The organism is Rhodococcus baikonurensis, assembly GCF_040489275.1.
GTDB classification, from domain to species: Bacteria; Actinomycetota; Actinomycetes; order Mycobacteriales; family Mycobacteriaceae; genus Rhodococcus_F; species Rhodococcus_F baikonurensis.
Window position 1 is genome coordinate 153,026 of record NZ_JBEUOQ010000013.1, and the last position, 16,378, is coordinate 169,403.

Consider the following 16,378-nt stretch of genomic DNA (forward strand, 5'->3'; position numbering starts at 1 on the left):
TGTGCGTCCTCCACCGTCGATCCGGTTTTTCTGATTCGCTCACTGGCGACCAGGCTCAATTCGAGATTACCGCCGACACCAGGAGTGCTGCCTAGAGAAATGCGGACGGGAAGAGTTCGCGGTAGCTCGGGATTCCGGCCACCGACGTGGCGTCCAGAATCGCTGTGACGATCGCACGTTCGACCACCTGCGCCGAAGCTGCGCACACCGCGTCGAGTACGGGCAGATCGTTCGGGAAGGCGGCCGGAACCGCGATCTCCGAATTCGGCTTGTGATCACCGGTAGCGAGGGCGAAGATCGTGTCGCCGTCGAGCGGCGAATGTGCGGGCCGAATCGCACGAGCCAGACCGTCGTGACCTGCGACAGCGACGCGTCGGCACCCGGCTTTGGTCAGGGCGGCGTCGGTGGCGACCACACCGATCGTGGTGTTGAGGACGGTTCCCTTGGCCGCGACGGCGTTGGCTGCCGCGAGTTCGGACGCGTCGGGAGGCCTGAGTCCGAAAGATTCCGCGCCGTCCGAGCCGATGCCCCACGGCAAACCTGTTCGCGGATCGAAGACCGAACCCACGGGATTCGCCACGATCAAGGCGGAGACCGTCGTCCCCTCGGCGGGGCCGTCGGCGATCACGACGCTGGCCGTTCCCACCCCACCTTTGAGCGCTCCGGCTCTGGCACCTACCCCGGCGCCGACCGTGCCCGTGGCGAATTCGCGCGAAGCGGTGTCGGCAGCGAGGAATCCGAAGTCTCCGGTCGGACGAACGTTCCAGTCCCCAACCGGCAGATCGAAGATCACGGCGCCGGGCACGATCGGTACCACCTGACCAGGAGCGCCCATCGCGATCCCGTGATCGTGTTCCTCGAGCCAGCGCATCACTCCGTCGGCCGCGGCAAGTCCGTAGGCACTACCGCCGGTCAACAGCACGGCATTGACCTGCTGGACCGAATGGCTCGGGTCGAGCAGATCGGTCTCGCGGGTACCCGGACCGCCGCCCCGGACGTCGACTCCGGCAACCACACCGGCCGACGCGAGCACGACCGTGCAGCCGGTGGCTGCGCCGCTTCCGAGAGTGGCTCCCTCGTCGAGCTTGTGGTGATGACCGACGGCGAGGCCGGCGACATCTGTCAGTGAATCAGTGGGCCCGGTCCGCGTCGTGGTCATGGCATGAGCGCCTGGACGAGGGAGTCCTGCATCCACGTCAACCAGTGATAGACGTCGAGATGCGGGGCTCGCGGGTCGTCGGGTTCGAGGCTCTCCGGGGTGTCGGCGTCGATGCCGAGATTGGTGCCGAGCGCGAGACGGACGTCGTTGAGCGAGGACAGCCAGGCGTCGGCCTGTTCCTGCGTGAGAACGACCTTGCCGCCTGCCTCGGGAAGCGAAGCCAAAAGCATTCGAGCGGACTCACGTTTGGCGTCGATGATCTCGGGCTCGTGCAAACTTCGCAGCGCACCGTTGACATTGGCACCCGCGTCGTCGAGATCGTCACTGTCCGGAGCGACCTTGTCCGGATCGGTGCGCTGGAAGTCGGGAAGCAAACGTGCCAACACCGGATTGTCCGGGGTCTCCGAATTTCCGGTGCGAAGGCCCGTCAGCGCGGCGAGCTCGTCCTGCGGCGCCGAAGACGCACGCTCGTCGAGAAGCCCGGTCACCGACTCCACGAGCGAGCGCAGAACTGCCGCCTCGTGGCCGTCCATCTCGGACTTGAACTTGACTCCGCCAAGTGAACTCTTCCTACTCCACGTCCGCACGCGTCGGACTCCCGTCTACGAGTTAGGCGAACAAATCGGTCGAAAAAGGCTTTTCTCAGGTGTCGTCGCGTTGCATCGTGGCCCAGAGACCGGCAGCGTGGAGGCGACGGACATCGGCCTCCATCTTGTCGCGCGATCCGCTCGAGACCACGGCCTTGCCCTCCGAATGGACCTGCATCATCAGGTCGGTGGCCTTGGCTTTGCTGTAACCGAACAACTTCTGGAACACGTAGGTCACGTAGTGCATGAGATTGACCGGGTCGTCCCAGACGATGGTCACCCAGGGCCGATCGGCGGCCTCGATGGTCGCCACAGCCTCCGACTGCTCGGGCGTGGCTTGAGGAGAGGAAGCCGTAGCGCCTCTCATCGTTACGTTCGCCGAGTAAGTGCCGGACACGGTCGCGCCGCCGAAAACCATGTATCCAGGGTACGGCGCGACGAGAGGCGACAACACCCACCCACGTCGTCTCGCGCATAGAGTTGTGTGCGTGCCTACGCAAATTTCCGACATCCGCGACGCCGGTGCCAGCACCGCACTGCTCACCGATCAGTACGAACTGACCATGCTCTCGGCGGCTCTCGCCGACGGATCTGCCTTCCGTAACTGCAGTTTCGAGGTATTCGCACGGCGGCTGCCAGACGGTCGTCGCTACGGCGTCGTCGCCGGTACCGAACGCCTGCTCGACGCACTCGAGCAGTTCCGGTTCGGTGAACCGGAACTGGCGATCGTTGCGAAATTCCTTGACGACACGACGGTCGAGTGGCTGCGCAACTATCGATTCTCCGGTGACATCGACGGCTACCGCGAGGGCGACTTCTACTTCCCCGGATCACCGATTCTCTCGGTCCGCGGAACTTTCGCCGAGTGCGTCATCCTCGAAACCTTGATTCTCTCGATCCTCAACCACGACAGCGCGATCGCTTCGGCCGCAGCCCGCATGGTGAGCGCAGCGGGTGGCCGACGGATGATCGAGATGGGCTCGCGTCGCACACACGAACAGGCAGCCGTCGCCGCTTCACGTGCCGCCTATCTCGCCGGGTTCGACGCCACCTCCAACCTCGAAGCCGCGCGGCGTCACGACGTACCCAGCGCGGGTACCAGTGCACACGCCTTCACTCTCCTGCACACCACCGAAGACGGTCCGGACGAGGCAGCGGCATTCCGCGGTCAGGTCGCGGCACTCGGCGTATCCACCACGTTGCTCGTCGATACCTACGACATCACCGAGGGTGTGAAAACGGCTGTCGCCGTTGCCGGTCCCGAACTGGGCGGAGTTCGCATCGATTCCGGTGATCTCGGCGTCCTGGCTCGCCAGGTACGGCAACAACTCGACGACCTCGGTGCCACCAAGACGCGCATCGTCGTCTCCGGCGACCTGGACGAGTACGCCATCGCGGCCCTGCGGGCCGAACCCGTCGACTCGTACGGCGTCGGCACTTCACTGGTCACCGGATCGGGCGCGCCCACAGCGGGCATGGTCTACAAGTTGGTCGAGGTGGGCGGGATCGCCGTCGAGAAGAGAAGCACCAACAAGGCATCTCGTGGCGGCGCCAAGAAGGCACTGCGCGTGGTGCGTCCGACCGGAACGATCGTCGAGGAAGTCATCTACCCCGCCGGCTCGCCCGCTCCGGTTTCCGAGGCGGACGGCGCGACCGAATTGTTGATCCCGTTGGTTCGCGAAGGCAAAGTCGTCGAGAGCGCACCGACGCTCGAAGAGAGCCGCGCAGTTCTGAAGGCTGGGCTCGTGAGCCTGCCGTGGGAAGGACTCAAGCTCTCGCGCGGAGACTCGGCAGTGCCCGTTCGATTCTCCGGAGGTGAGCACCGGTGAGTGCAAAAGCACTGATCGTCGTCGACGTTCAAAATGATTTCTGCGAAGGTGGTGCTCTCGCGGTCGACGGCGGTGCTGCCGTTGCAGCGGCCGTCAACGATTTCGTCAACTCCCACGAGTACGACGCCGTAGTCGCGACTCGCGATTTTCACATCGACCCTGGGGCGCATTTCTCCGAGACTCCCGACTTCGTCGACAGTTGGCCGGTTCACTGCGTCGTCGGGACGGCCGGCGCCGAGTTCCATCCGGCGTTCGACGCCTCTGTCGCCGGTTCGGCGATCTTCTCCAAGGGCGCCTACAGCGCGGCCTATTCCGGTTTCGAGGGAGTAACCGAGGACGGCACGACGCTCGAGGACTGGCTCCGCGCCCACGAGATCACCGACGTCGACGTGATCGGCATCGCCACGGATCACTGTGTCAAGGCCACGGCCGTCGACGCCGCGCGCGCGGGGTTCGCCACGACAGTTCTTCTCCCCTTCACCGCTGGTGTGTCGACCGCCACGATCGAGTCGGCATTGGTGCAGATGCAGGAGGCGGGAGTGCAGCTGATCGGGCGAGACGAGGCGTCGTCGGAAGAAGACTCGAATGCCGGGGAACTACCCCGGGAATCATCCGTGGACGTTTCTGACGTAGGGATCCATTAACCTTCGTGGGTGGCCGATCAACTCCCGAACGTTCCCGAACTGCTCCAGACAGCGGTGCGGTCGCTCGGCGGTGCCGAACGAACCAGTCAGCTGACGATGGCGTCCGCCGTGGCGCACTCGATCGACACCGGCGAGCATCTTGCCGTCCAGGCCGGCACCGGTACCGGTAAGTCGCTCGCCTACCTCGTTCCGAGCCTGCGCCACGCGGTCGAATCGGGACGCACCGTGGTCGTGTCCACCGCCACCATCGCGCTTCAGCGTCAGCTCGTCGATCGAGATCTGCCGCGGCTCGCCGACGCACTGAAGAAGCCACTCGGCCGACGCGCCGAGTTCGCAATCCTCAAGGGCCGCAACAACTACCTGTGCATGAACAAGATCCACACCGGCGCGTCCGAGCAGCCACCCGAGGACGAGTTGTTCGATCCGTTCACGGTCTCGCGTCTCGGCCGGGAGGTCGTACGCCTTACCGAATGGTCCTCCGACACCGAAACCGGTGATCGTGACGAATTGGTGCCGGGCGTGTCCGATCAGGCGTGGCGGCAGGTCAGCGTCACCTCCCGCGAGTGCATCGGCAAGAACCAGTGCCCGGTCGGTGAGGACTGCTTCGCCGAGCGGGCCCGAGTCGAGGCGTCGAAAGCCGACGTCGTGGTCACCAACCACGCACTGCTCGCCATCGACGCCATCACCGGCATCCAGATCCTTCCCGACCACGACGTCGTGGTGATCGACGAGGCCCACGAGTTGGTCGACCGCGTCACCGGCGTTGCCACGGCTGATCTCACTGCCGCCTCGATCAGTGCCGCGGCCAGGCGCTGCGGCAAGATCGCCGAAGAACAGGACGCCGACCGACTCGAAGCTGCCGGCGAGGGTTGGGCGGGGCTCCTCGAAGAATTACGGCCAGGTCGATGGGAAGGCCTCCCGGACGGGGCGGCGCCCGCACTGGCCGCGATCCGCGACGCGGCCTGGTCGCTGCGCACCGCTATCGGCCCGGCCAAACCGGGTATGGCGGCCGCAGACCCCGAAGCCGCTGCCGCCCGCAACGCCGCGCTCTCGTCCGTCGACGACGTCCACGACAGCGCCGTGCGCATTCTCACTGCTTTCGACGAACCCGACCCGGCCAAGCGCAAGGACGTCGTCTGGCTGTCCTCGGACGAGTTCCGCGGATCGGTGCGGCGCTCCGTCCGGATGGCTCCGCTCTCGGTCGGCGGGTTGCTGCGCTCGCGACTGTTCGCCGAATCCACCGTCGTTCTCACTTCCGCGACACTGACCGTCGGCGGATCGTTCGACGGGCTCGCCGTCAACTGGGGTCTCCCCGCCGAATCGTCCGCGCGCCCCGACTCGGGTACCGCCATCGGAACCGAAGCCCCTTCCGACGCTTCGGCTTTCCGCTGGAACTCGCTCGACGTCGGGTCGCCGTTCGACCATGCCAAGGCCGGCATCATCTACATTGCCCGCCACCTGCCCACGCCCGGCCGCGACGGCCTCTCCCCGGTCTATCTCGACGAGATCGCCGAACTTGTCGAGGCTGCGGGCGGACGCACCCTCGGCTTGTTCTCGTCGATGCGCGCCGCCAAAGCCGCGTCCGAGGCCATGCGCGAACGCCTCGACACACCGATCCTGTGTCAGGGGGACGACGCCACCGGCACCCTCGTCAAGGCCTTCGCCAAGGACGAACCCACGTCACTGTTCGGCACGTTGTCCCTGTGGCAGGGCGTCGATGTTCCGGGGCCGTCGCTGAGCCTCGTCATCTTGGACCGGATTCCGTTCCCGCGCCCGGACGACCCACTGCTGATGGCCCGCCAACAAGCCATCGAATCCCATGGCGGTAACGGCTTTCTCAGCGTCTCGGCCAATCACGCGGCGCTGCTCCTGGCACAGGGCGTGGGCCGTCTGCTTCGCAGCACCGACGACAAGGGCGTGGTCGCCGTGCTCGATCCGCGTCTGGCCACGGCGAGGTACGCGGGTTACCTTCGCGCATCACTGCCTCCGTTCTGGGAGACGACCAACCCCGAAGTCGTCCGCAAGGCACTCACCCGCATCCGCGACTCGCGTCCCTGACCGACGTTTCACCCGGGCACAATTCTGCCCCGGTACCGACCGAACGGCCCGGGGCAGAACGCACAACGTCAGACGTTCGGTGTGGTCACCAATCCGAGTTCGGACGCATTGACCAACAACCGGTGATGTGGCAGAACCCGTACGGTGTAGCCGACGGAGCCGGAGACCGGAAGGGCGACCTCGGCTTCGAAGATCTCGGTTCCGTCCTCGGCGCCGAAGTGTGTCATCGGGAACGTCACCACGTCGGTGAGTTCCTCGCCCGGGCTGACGCGTCCGAGAACTGCCTGAACCTCGACATCCGAGACCGACAAGCCGCCGAGGCGGACCTTGGCCGTCAACGAGATGGTCGCACCGATCTCCGGAGTGTCCGGCAGGCCGGAACCGTCCACCTGCTCGACGGCGACCGACGGCCACTGCGATTCGATGCGGCGACGGAACTCGGCCACCTCACGCGCACCGGCAAAATCATCCGCCACTACCGCTCGAGCTGATTCCGCCGAAGGGGCGTAGTAGTCGACCGCGTAGTCACGAACCATGCGTGATGCCAACACCTTCGGGCCCAGGTTTTCGAGGGTGTGGCGAACCCTCTCGACCCAGCGCGTCGGCAGATCGGCTGCATCACGGTCGTAGAACGTCGGCAGCACCGCGTGCTCGAGAAGTTCGTAGAGCGCGCTGGCTTCCAGATCGTCACGCCGCACGTCGTCGAGAACACCGTCGGCCGTCGGAATGGCCCACCCGTTCTCGCCGTCGTACATCTCGTCCCACCATCCGTCACGAATGGAGAGGTTGAGTCCACCGTTGAGCGCGGATTTCATGCCGGAAGTACCGCATGCCTCGAGTGGGCGAAGCGGGTTGTTGAGCCACACGTCGCAGCCCCAGTAGAGGTAGCGGGCCATGGACATGTCGTAGTCGGGCAGGAAGACGATGCGGTGACGGACATCCGCTTCGTCGGCGAACCGTACGACCTGCTGAATGAGTGCCTTGCCACCGTCGTCGGCGGGGTGCGACTTACCGGCCACCACCAACTGCACCGGACGCTGCTCGTCGAGCAACATCGCACGCAGACGCTCGGGATCACGCAGCATGAGCGTCAACCGCTTGTACGTCGGAACGCGCCTGGCGAATCCGACGGTCAAAACGTTGGGATCGAAAACTCCAGTGGTCCAGCCGAGTTCAGCCTCGGTCGCGCCGCGTTCCAGCCACGATGCCCGGACGCGACGACGAACTTCGTCGACCAACTTGCCGCGCAACGCATTACGTGTTTCCCACAGTTCCGTGGCCGACAACTCGTGCAGGCGCTCCCACCCGCGCGCTTCTTCGAGTTGCTCCTGCCCGACGATCCGCCTGGCCACGTCCATCCACTCCGGCGCCGCCCACGTCGGTGCGTGCACACCGTTGGTGACCGAACCGATCGGCACCTCGTCGGCGTCGAATCCCGGCCAGAGTCCGTTGAACATGTCGCGGCTGACGATGCCGTGCAACTTCGAGACGCCGTTCGCGCGCTGCCCCAGACGAAGGCCCATGTGCGCCATGTTGAAGATCGACGGATCGGATTCGCGCCCCATCCCGACGATGCGGTCGACGGTCAGGCCAGGAAGCAACGTCGATTCGTTCTCGCCGTTCGTGCCGCCGAAGTAATGACGGACCAGATCTGCCGGGAAGCGGTCGATTCCGGCAGGTACCGGGGTGTGCGTCGTGAAGACGGTTCCGGCTCGAACCGCGGCCAGAGCGGAATCGAAGTCCAGACCACTGGTGGTGACAAGTTCCCGAATCCGTTCGATACCGAGGAATCCGGCATGCCCCTCGTTCATGTGGAACACCTCGGGATCGGGCAATCCGTAAGCCGCGGTGTAGGCGCGGACCGCGCGCACGCCGCCGATACCCGCGAGGATCTCCTGCTTGATGCGGTGATCCTGGTCCCCGCCGTAGAGGCGGTCCGTGACGCCGCGAAGGTCCGCGTCGTTCTCGGCGATGTCGGAATCGAGCAGCAGCAACGGCACTCGGCCGACCTGAGCGATCCACACTCGCGCACGAAGCACACGGCCACCGGGCATGGCCACGTGAATGACGACCGGAGATCCGTCGTCGGAGGCCGGGCCTGCGTCCGTCAGCAAACGAAGAGGCAACCCTTGAGGGTCGTGGGGTGGGTAGTGCTCGGCCTGCCAACCGTCGGCGGTCAGCGACTGGCGGAAGTACCCGGATCGGTAGAGCAGTCCGACGCCGATGAGCGGCAGCCCGAGATCGGACGCGGCCTTGAGATGATCACCGGCAAGGATGCCCAATCCACCGGAGTAGTTGGGCAGAACTTCACTGACCCCGAACTCCATGGAGAAGTACGCGATTCCGCCGGCCAACGACGTGCCCTTGGCCTGCTGGGACTGATACCAGCGCGGCGTACTCAGGTAAGCGTCGAGATCGGCTGCTGCAGTGTCGAGGTCACCGAGAAATGCCTCGTCGCTGCAGAGTTCGTCGAGCCGGGCGGGGTCGACTTCCCCGAGCATCCGGACCGGGTCGAACTGGACTGCTTGCCAGAGTTCGGGGTCGAGTCGCGAGAACAAATCCTGTGTCTCGGGATGCCACGACCAACGAAGGTTGGTGGACAGGGGGCCGAGCGCGGCAAGGCGCTCCGGAAGGTGGGCTCGGACAGTGAACCGACGCAAGGCTTTCACCCCGCGAACCCTAGTCGAGTTCCTTGCACTCTGTCTGGTGGAACCTCACGTCCGAGCCGACCTGACCACCGACAGACCCGGCTTCGCCGTTATCAGCGCTCCGGCGCGACACCCACTACGGTTGAACCGGCGAAAGAAAGTTTTACCGCGATCCATCACCAGAAATGGAGCTTCCCGTGTCAGGACGCCTCGGTATCGACGACGTGGTACCCGAGATCTCGGGTAACTATCCGGCAAAGGCCGTGGTCGGTGAAGTCTTTCCGGTGCATGCCACCGTGTGGCGAGAAGGCCACGACGCCATTTCCGCAACTCTGGTGGTGCGTGGTCCGCGCGGAACCAAGCCGCTGCGTATTCCGATGGATCCCGGCACCGAACCGGACACCGTCAACGCGGTGTTCACGCCGTCCGCCGAAGGCATGTGGTCGTTCCGGATCGAGGCGTGGAGCGATCCCATCGCCACCTGGAAGCACGCGGTGGAAGCAAAGCTGGCCGTCGGGCAGGGCGCTGTCGAGCTGGCCAACGACCTGGAAATCGGTGCGCGCCTGTTCGAACAGGCCGCGCACGAGGTGCCGCGGGGCAACAGGTCCCGGCTCGAGGCCGTCACGGCGTCGCTGCGCAGCGATCAGGCGCTGACTGCTCGCGTCGCTCCGGCCTTCGCCTCCGACGTGGCCGAATTGCTCCGCGCCACTCCGCTCCGCGAACTGGTCACCAAGGGCGAGTCCCACCCCGTCGTCGTCGATCGCAACCGTGCACTGTTCGGCTCCTGGTACGAGTTCTTCCCCCGCTCGACGGGCGGTTGGGACGAGAACGGGGTCCCGCAACACGGCACGTTCCGCACCTCGGCCGAGGACCTGCCCCGCATCGCGGCAATGGGTTTCGACGTCGTCTACCTACCGCCGATCCACCCCATCGGGGAGATCAATCGCAAGGGGCGCAACAACACCCTCACCCCCGAGCCCGGTGACGTCGGTTCGCCCTGGGCCATCGGCTCGGTCGACGGCGGGCACGACGCAGTCCACCCTCAGCTCGGCACCCTCAAGGATTTCAAAGCCTTCGTCGCCACCGCTCGCAAGCTCGATCTCGAAGTGGCACTGGATCTCGCGCTGCAGTGCGCCCCGGATCATCCGTGGGCCAAGAAGCATCCGGAATGGTTCAACGTCCTTCCCGACGGCACCATCGCCTACGCCGAAAACCCACCCAAGAAGTATCAGGACATCTACCCGATCAACTTCGACACCGATCCTCGCGGCCTCGACAAGGAGATCCTGCGAGTCGTCCGTCACTGGATCAGCGCCGGTGTCAAGATCTTTCGGGTCGACAACCCGCACACCAAACCGCCCAACTTCTGGGAGACGCTGATCTCGGAGGTCAAGAAGACCGACCCCGACGTCCTGTTCCTCGCCGAGGCATTCACCCGTCCGGCACGCATGTACGGTCTGGCGCGACGCGGATTCACCCAGTCGTACACGTACTTCACCTGGCGAGTGGCGAAATGGGAACTCACCGAATTCGGTAACGAGCTGGCGGCGAAGGCCGACGAAGCCCGACCGAACCTCTTCGTGAACACCCCGGACATTCTGCACGAATCCCTCCAACACGGTGGGCCCGGAATGTTCGCTCTACGAGCAGCTCTCGCCGCTACACTGGCGCCGACCTGGGGCGTCTACTCCGGTTACGAACTTTACGAACACCAAGCCGTTCGCCCCGGCAGCGAGGAATACCTCGACTCCGAGAAGTACGAACTCCGTCCGCGCCGTTTCGCCGAAGCAGCAGCGCGAGGCGAATCTCTCGAGCCGTGGATCACCGCGCTCAACCGCATCCGGCGTGCACACCCCGCCCTGCAGCAGCTGCGGAACCTGCACTTTCACCACATCGACAACGACGCACTGATCGCGTTCTCGAAGTTCGACGCCTCGACCGGCGACGCCGTCCTGACGGTGATCAACCTCAACCCGTTCGCGGCGGAGGAGGGCACTGTCTGGTTGGACATGCCGGCACTCGGACGCGAGTGGCACGACCACATGACCGTGCTCGACGAAGTAACCGGTGAGCAGTTCAATTGGGGCCAGGCCAATTTCGTCCGGCTCGAGCCCTGGCGTTCGGTGGCGCACATCCTCGCGCTCCCACCCGTTCCGTATCCGGCCCGGATCTCTCTGGCCTACCAAGCACGCAACGCGCACCGCGCGAGTGGAGGCAAGTGATGCCAACAGACAAGTCCCCTTCGGGTATCGCCCCGGACAGTCACGATCTGGATCTGCTGGCACGCGGTGAACATCACGATCCACACAGCGTCCTCGGCGCACATCCCCACGCCGACGGGACCGTTCTGCGAGCGCTGCGTCCCCACGCCGAGTCCGTCAGCGCAGTCATCGGCGGCAAAAGCTTTCCCCTCGAACATGTTTCGAACGGCATCTTCGCTGCCTTGGTCCCCTATCCCGACCTGATCGACTATCGCTATTCGGTGACGTACCCGGGTGGACACACCGTTCTCGCGGCTGACCCGTACCGATTCCTGCCAACCCTCGGCGAACTCGACCTACACCTGTTCGGCGAGGGTCGACACGAACGCCTGTGGGACATCCTCGGTGCACACCCGCGTTCTTACGAAACGCCGGACGGACCCGTCGACGGTACCTCGTTCGCCGTCTGGGCTCCGGCCGCCCGCGGTGTGACCGTCGTCGGCGATTTCGACGGGTGGGGAGGGCAATTCGCTCCCATGCGCGTCCTCGGCTCCACCGGAGTCTGGGAGATCTTCCTGCCCGACATCGCAGTCGGTTCGCTGTACAAGTTCCGAGTCCACGGACACGACGGCTCGGTTCGCGACAAGGCAGATCCGATGGCGTTCGGTACCGAGGTTCCACCGGCGACGGCCTCACGGGTGACCACCAGTTCCCATGTGTGGAACGACGCTGCCTGGCTGGAAACCCGTGCAGGTGTCGACCCTTCGCAGTCGCCGATGAGTGTGTACGAGGTGCATCTCGGATCGTGGCGCCCCGGTCTCGACTACCGGCAGATGGCCGAACAGCTGGCGGAGTACGTCACCGCAACCGGATTCACCCATGTCGAACTGCTGCCGGTCTCCGAGCACCCGTTCGGCGGATCGTGGGGATACCAGGTCACGTCGTACTACGCACCGACGTCCCGCTTCGGCACGCCCGACGATTTCCGGTGGTTCGTGGACCACCTGCACGCCGCAGGAATCGGCGTCATCGTCGACTGGGTACCCGCGCATTTCCCCAAGGACGAGTGGGCGCTGGCCCGTTTCGACGGAACTCCCCTGTACGAGCATGCCGATCCGCGACGCGGCGAGCAGTTGGACTGGGGCACATACGTATTCGACTTCGGCCGCCGCGAGGTCCGGAACTTCCTCGTCGCCAACGCGCTCTTCTGGCTCGAGGAGTTTCACATCGACGGACTGCGCGTCGACGCCGTCGCATCGATGCTGTACCTGGACTACTCACGTCCGGAAGGTGGGTGGACTCCCAACATTCACGGTGGCCGCGAGAATCTCGAAGCCGTTGCGTTCCTGCAGGAGATGAACGCAACCGTCCACAAGAACCATCGAGGTGTCGTCACCGTCGCCGAGGAGTCGACGGCGTGGCCCGGAGTCACTCGGGCAACCAATGTCGGTGGCCTCGGGTTCAACATGAAGTGGAACATGGGGTGGATGCACGACACCCTCGGGTTCCTCGGTCACGACCCGGTGCACCGGACCTACCACCATCACGAGATCACTTTCTCGCTGATGTACGCGTGGAGCGAGAACTACCTGCTACCGATCAGCCACGACGAGGTGGTGCACGGCAAGGGGACTCTGTGGACCCGGATGCCCGGCAACGACTTCGCCAAGGCGGCCGGTCTTCGGTCACTGCTTGCGTACATGTGGGCGCATCCGGGCAAGCAACTGCTGTTCATGGGACAGGAGTTCGGCCAGAGCGCGGAATGGTCCGAAGAACGCGGCCTCGACTGGTGGCAGCTCGACGATCAGTACACCGGCACTCTCCATCGCGGCGTCCAGCGACTGGTCGGCGATCTCAACTCCGCGTACCGACGCCATCCGGCGATGTGGACCCTCGACACCTCGCCCGGTGGATACTCCTGGATCGACGCCAACGACACCGAGAACAACGTCCTCAGTTTTCTGCGTTACGGTACTGACGGTTCGATTGTCGCCTGCCTGTTCAACTTTTCGGGCAGTGAGCACTCGAGCTACCGCGTCGGGCTACCAGAGCCCGGCCGATGGGTGGAAATTCTCAACACCGATGCCGAGGTGTACGGCGGCTCCGGAGTCGGGAACCTCGGAGCGGTCACGGCAACGTCGCGTTCGTGGCACGGTCGGCCAGCCTCCGCACAGGTGGCGCTGCCAGCTGCTGGAGCGATTTGGATAAGTCTGGAGCGTTGATGGTCGGCCGGCGAGTAGTCATTGTCACGTCGTCACTGTTGGCGGTGGCCGCACTGCTCGCCGGTTGTGCCGGCGGAACGAACGGTCACGCCGTCTCGATTTATCACGACCCGTTCCGTGTTGCCGGACTCGACGCGACAGCGGGACCAAGTGGGTTGCGTCCGGGAGCCCCCAACGCCGACCGAGCAATTACCGGTACCGACGGCGGGGACATCGACGCCCTGGCGGCCAACGCGATCACCGACATCGAAACCTACTGGGCCGCCGAGTACCCGGCTCTGTTCGACAAGCCCTTCGAGCCGGTCGACGAGCTGATCTCGTGGGACCCCACCGAATCGAACGGACCGGACTTCTGCGAGGAGACCACCGAAGAACTCATCAACGCCGGGTACTGCAGCATCGATCACACCATCGGTTGGGATCGCGAACTGCTGCTGCCCGAGGTTCGAGAGAAGTTCGGCGAAGTGGCCGTCGCGTTCATCTTTGCGCACGAGTACGGCCACGCGGTTCAACGCAAAGCCGGGATCGTCGGCGGTAAACGAGATGCGGCCCTGGTTCGAGAACAGCAAGCCGACTGTTTCGGTGGTGCCTTCCTGCGGCACGTCGCGGAGGACAAGGCCGCACACTTCACGATGAACACCTCCGACGGACTCAACAAGGTGTTGGCGTCGGCCGTCGCCATCCGCGACGAAGACCCTAATGATCCTGAGAGCCATCATGGTTCGGCTTTCGAGCGCGTCACCGCCACTCAGATCGGCTTCACCGACGGCGCCGGTGCGTGCGCGAAGATGGACGCCGACGAAATCGAGTCACGACGCGCAGACCTCCCGCAGCAGTTCGCCGAAGGCAACGATTCCGGAGAACTGCCCGTCACCGAGGCAACTCTCGACGAGTTCGTGAAGACCTTCCAAGCGATCTTCGATCTGCCCGAGCCGCCGAAGGTCGTGTTCACCGGCGCCGACACCGGGTGCAGCGATGCCGTTGCGACCGAACCCGTGTCCTACTGCCCGTCGACGAACACCATCGGAATCAGCGTCGACGACCTTGCCGAGCGCGGCACGCCGGGTCGCGTCGGGCGACGTGAGTTGATCCAGACCAACATCACCGGTGACTACAACGCCTACGTCCTGCTCGCGTCGAGGTACACCCTCGCGATGCAGAAGGAGAACGGCCAATCTCTCGACACCCCGCAGACGGCCTTGCGCGCCGCCTGCCTGTCCGGCGTCATCACCGCAGCGCTCAGTCCCACCAACGCGGCGGCGTCCGGAGCACAGGTCACACTCTCCCCCGGCGACCTCGACGAAGCCGTATCGGGGCTGCTGACCGACGGCCTCGCCGCCAGTGACGTCAACGGTGAGACGGTTCCGAGTGGGTTTGCGCGCGTCGACGCGTTCCGGACCGGTGTACTCGGCGGCCGGGAAGTGTGCGACAGCCGCTACACGGAGTAGCGGCTGCCGGTCCACACGTCAGTAGAGAGCGGAAGCCAACTTACGTCGGGCCGCTATGACGATCGGTTCTGCCGGGTCGAACAGTTCGAACAGTTCGAGCAAGCGCGTCCGAGCAGCAGCCTTGTCGTCGCCGGCAGTTCGCGAGACCACCGAGATCAAGCGGGCGAACGACGCCTCGGGTTGCTGGGCGAACATTTCCAGGTCGGCCGCAGCGAACTGCAATTCGAGATTGGACGGATCAGCATCCGCGGCCGCAATCGACTCGGGATCGACGCCTTGAACCCGAGCCATGAACTTCACCTGGCGGACAGCGCTCTTGGCCTCCGCGTTGTTGGGTTCGGCGTCGAGAATCACCTGGTACGCGGCGATGGCGGCGTCGAGATCGCCCTCGTCCAGCGCGGTTTCAGCTGCGACGAAGCGAGGATCCTCGGCCTCCTCCACGGGCTCGTCACCGTCGGGCACAGGCCCACTCAACTTGCCCTCGACAGCTTGGAGCACTGCGTCGAACCACTGACTGAGCTGCGCCTCCGGCTGAGCGCCCTGGAAATCGGCCAATGGCTGACCTGCCGCGACGGCAACAACCGTCGGCACCGACTGGACGCCGAACGCCTGCGCGATACGAGGGCTCACGTCGACGTCGACGTTGGCAAGAATCCACTTGCCGCCGGCACGCGCGGCCAATGATTCGAGAACTTCGGTGAACACGACCGAGGGCTCGTATGCGCGGCCACCGATGTTGACGATGACCGGCACCTGGCTCGACTTGAGCAGGACTTCGCTTTCGAAGTTCTCCTCGGTCACCTCGATCACTGCCCCGGAGACAGCAGAAACGGCCCCGTCGCCGCTGGTGTTACGCGGCGGTGGTGGGGCCGTGGCCCGCTCTTTGAAGGCGGACAAGTCGACTGCGCCGCTCATGGCGGCAGCAACTGCGGACGAACGCGCGGGGGGCCTGGAACCTGGTCGAGTCACGACTCCCAGTTTGTCACGAGTTGCGCGGAGCTACGTAGAGGGATGCAGCACTCAGACGAGCGCAGCGTTTCCCTTGGATGCCTCGAACTCCGTGGACAGTTCGCCGAGCTTGCCGTTTCGCACTGCCCAGCGCTCGAATATGACGGTGCCGAACGGCGGAACGCTCGAGATCAGCGCAAGGATCGTGGTCTTGATGTCCCACTTGAGCGACCACGCGGTCAGGAGGGCAACAACGATGAACACCAGGAAGCCGGCGGTTCCGTGGACCATTCCGGGGATGCGAATCGCTTCTTCGTGTCCGAGGACCCACTTGAAGAACATGGCAACCAGCAAAGCCGCCCAGGTCACAGCTTCCCACCACGCCACCAGACGGAAGCGTTTCGCGGGAGTGGATACGTCAAAGATGTTCGCCATGAGGCCATTGTGCCCGAACAACTACGACGCCCCGTAGTTGTGTGAGGAAAACCACGGGGCGCCGCTGAGCGAGAGCACTGGTTCAGGTGTATTGAGACACTCAGGCCTTGGGGACGCGGATGATGAGTGCGTCGCCTTGTCCGCCGCCGCCGCAGAGTGCGGCTGCGCCGATGCCGCCGCCGCGGCGTTGCAGTTCGAG

12 protein-coding genes are annotated in these 16,378 nt (G+C 64.8%); 6 read left to right on the forward strand and 6 right to left on the reverse strand.

Annotated elements, in window-relative coordinates; genetic code table 11:
• Positions 1-91: 91 nt before the first annotated feature.
• From ABWI03_RS25975 to clpS, 3 genes are read right to left on the reverse strand one after another with little or no spacing between them, the layout of a single operon-like run.
• Entirely contained in the window at positions 92-1,159 is a 1,068-nt protein-coding gene (locus ABWI03_RS25975; RefSeq protein ID WP_235169753.1) for a P1 family peptidase, read from the reverse strand.
• Positions 1,156-1,746, reverse strand: coding sequence for an oxidative stress transcriptional regulator AosR (gene aosR / locus ABWI03_RS25980; RefSeq protein WP_003945318.1), 591 nt, complete (start codon positions 1,744-1,746; stop codon positions 1,156-1,158). The genes ABWI03_RS25975 and aosR overlap by 4 nt, the downstream gene beginning before the upstream one ends.
• A gap of 55 nt (positions 1,747-1,801) precedes the next feature.
• Positions 1,802-2,113 carry an ATP-dependent Clp protease adapter ClpS gene (clpS, locus tag ABWI03_RS25985; protein WP_029255695.1) on the reverse strand — a complete coding sequence of 104 codons (312 nt, stop codon included), beginning with the start codon at positions 2,111-2,113 and terminating at the stop codon, positions 1,802-1,804.
• A gap of 121 nt (positions 2,114-2,234) precedes the next feature.
• Here clpS and ABWI03_RS25990 point away from each other — a divergent pair, with 121 nt between their 5' ends.
• Genes ABWI03_RS25990 through ABWI03_RS26000 form a run of 3 tightly spaced genes read left to right on the forward strand, consistent with a single transcriptional unit; the run spans position 2,235 to position 6,277 of the window.
• Positions 2,235-3,575 carry a nicotinate phosphoribosyltransferase gene (locus ABWI03_RS25990; protein ID WP_298781385.1) on the forward strand — a complete coding sequence of 447 codons (1,341 nt, stop codon included), beginning with the start codon at positions 2,235-2,237 and terminating at the stop codon, positions 3,573-3,575.
• The gene (locus tag ABWI03_RS25995) at positions 3,572-4,219 is read left to right on the forward strand and encodes an isochorismatase family protein (RefSeq protein WP_298781388.1); all 648 of its coding nucleotides are present in this window, start codon (positions 3,572-3,574) and stop codon (positions 4,217-4,219) included. The genes ABWI03_RS25990 and ABWI03_RS25995 overlap by 4 nt, the downstream gene beginning before the upstream one ends.
• A gap of 9 nt (positions 4,220-4,228) precedes the next feature.
• On the forward strand, positions 4,229-6,277 hold the full coding sequence (locus ABWI03_RS26000) for an ATP-dependent DNA helicase (protein WP_058038870.1): 2,049 nt from the start codon (positions 4,229-4,231) through the stop codon (positions 6,275-6,277).
• Positions 6,278-6,345: 68 nt separating this feature from the next.
• On the opposite strand, the gene glgP is transcribed toward ABWI03_RS26000, so the two are convergent.
• Positions 6,346-8,946: an alpha-glucan family phosphorylase gene (gene glgP / locus ABWI03_RS26005; protein WP_298781391.1), complete on the reverse strand. Its 2,601-nt coding sequence runs from the start codon at positions 8,944-8,946 to the stop codon at positions 6,346-6,348.
• Positions 8,947-9,122: 176 nt separating this feature from the next.
• On the opposite strand from glgP, the gene ABWI03_RS26010 reads away from it, so the two are divergent.
• Genes ABWI03_RS26010 through ABWI03_RS26020 form a run of 3 tightly spaced genes read left to right on the forward strand, consistent with a single transcriptional unit; the run spans position 9,123 to position 14,796 of the window.
• Positions 9,123-11,147, forward strand: coding sequence for an alpha-1,4-glucan--maltose-1-phosphate maltosyltransferase (locus tag ABWI03_RS26010; RefSeq protein WP_166813639.1), 2,025 nt, complete (start codon positions 9,123-9,125; stop codon positions 11,145-11,147).
• Positions 11,147-13,348, forward strand: a complete 2,202-nt coding sequence (gene glgB / locus ABWI03_RS26015) for a 1,4-alpha-glucan branching protein GlgB (protein ID WP_166813637.1) — start codon at positions 11,147-11,149, stop codon at positions 13,346-13,348. The genes ABWI03_RS26010 and glgB overlap by 1 nt, the downstream gene beginning before the upstream one ends.
• The gene (locus tag ABWI03_RS26020) at positions 13,348-14,796 is read left to right on the forward strand and encodes a neutral zinc metallopeptidase (protein WP_095973024.1); all 1,449 of its coding nucleotides are present in this window, start codon (positions 13,348-13,350) and stop codon (positions 14,794-14,796) included. The genes glgB and ABWI03_RS26020 overlap by 1 nt, the downstream gene beginning before the upstream one ends.
• Positions 14,797-14,814: 18 nt before the next feature.
• Here ABWI03_RS26020 and ABWI03_RS26025 read toward each other — a convergent pair whose 3' ends face one another.
• Together ABWI03_RS26025 and ABWI03_RS26030 are read right to left on the reverse strand one after the other, a co-directional pair.
• A complete protein-coding gene (locus tag ABWI03_RS26025; protein ID WP_296555820.1) occupies positions 14,815-15,711 on the reverse strand; it encodes a tetratricopeptide repeat protein in 897 nt (298 codons plus the stop codon).
• Positions 15,712-15,816: 105 nt separating this feature from the next.
• On the reverse strand, positions 15,817-16,179 hold the full coding sequence (locus tag ABWI03_RS26030; RefSeq protein ID WP_020908283.1) for a DUF3817 domain-containing protein: 363 nt from the start codon (positions 16,177-16,179) through the stop codon (positions 15,817-15,819).
• Positions 16,180-16,378 lie beyond the last annotated feature (199 nt).

What these genes read in the sequence shown, in the direction of transcription:
- ABWI03_RS25975 (WP_235169753.1), bottom strand. Translation starts at nt 1,159, where the DNA reads ATGACCACGACGCGGACCGGGCCCACTGATTCACTGACAGATGTCGCC.
- clpS (WP_029255695.1), bottom strand. Translation starts at nt 2,113, where the DNA reads ATGAGAGGCGCTACGGCTTCCTCTCCTCAAGCCACGCCCGAGCAGTCG.
- glgB (WP_166813637.1), top strand. Translation starts at nt 11,147, where the DNA reads ATGCCAACAGACAAGTCCCCTTCGGGTATCGCCCCGGACAGTCACGAT.
- ABWI03_RS26020 (WP_095973024.1), top strand. Translation starts at nt 13,348, where the DNA reads ATGGTCGGCCGGCGAGTAGTCATTGTCACGTCGTCACTGTTGGCGGTG.
- ABWI03_RS26025 (WP_296555820.1), bottom strand. Translation starts at nt 15,711, where the DNA reads ATGAGCGGCGCAGTCGACTTGTCCGCCTTCAAAGAGCGGGCCACGGCC.
- ABWI03_RS26030 (WP_020908283.1), bottom strand. Translation starts at nt 16,179, where the DNA reads ATGGCGAACATCTTTGACGTATCCACTCCCGCGAAACGCTTCCGTCTG.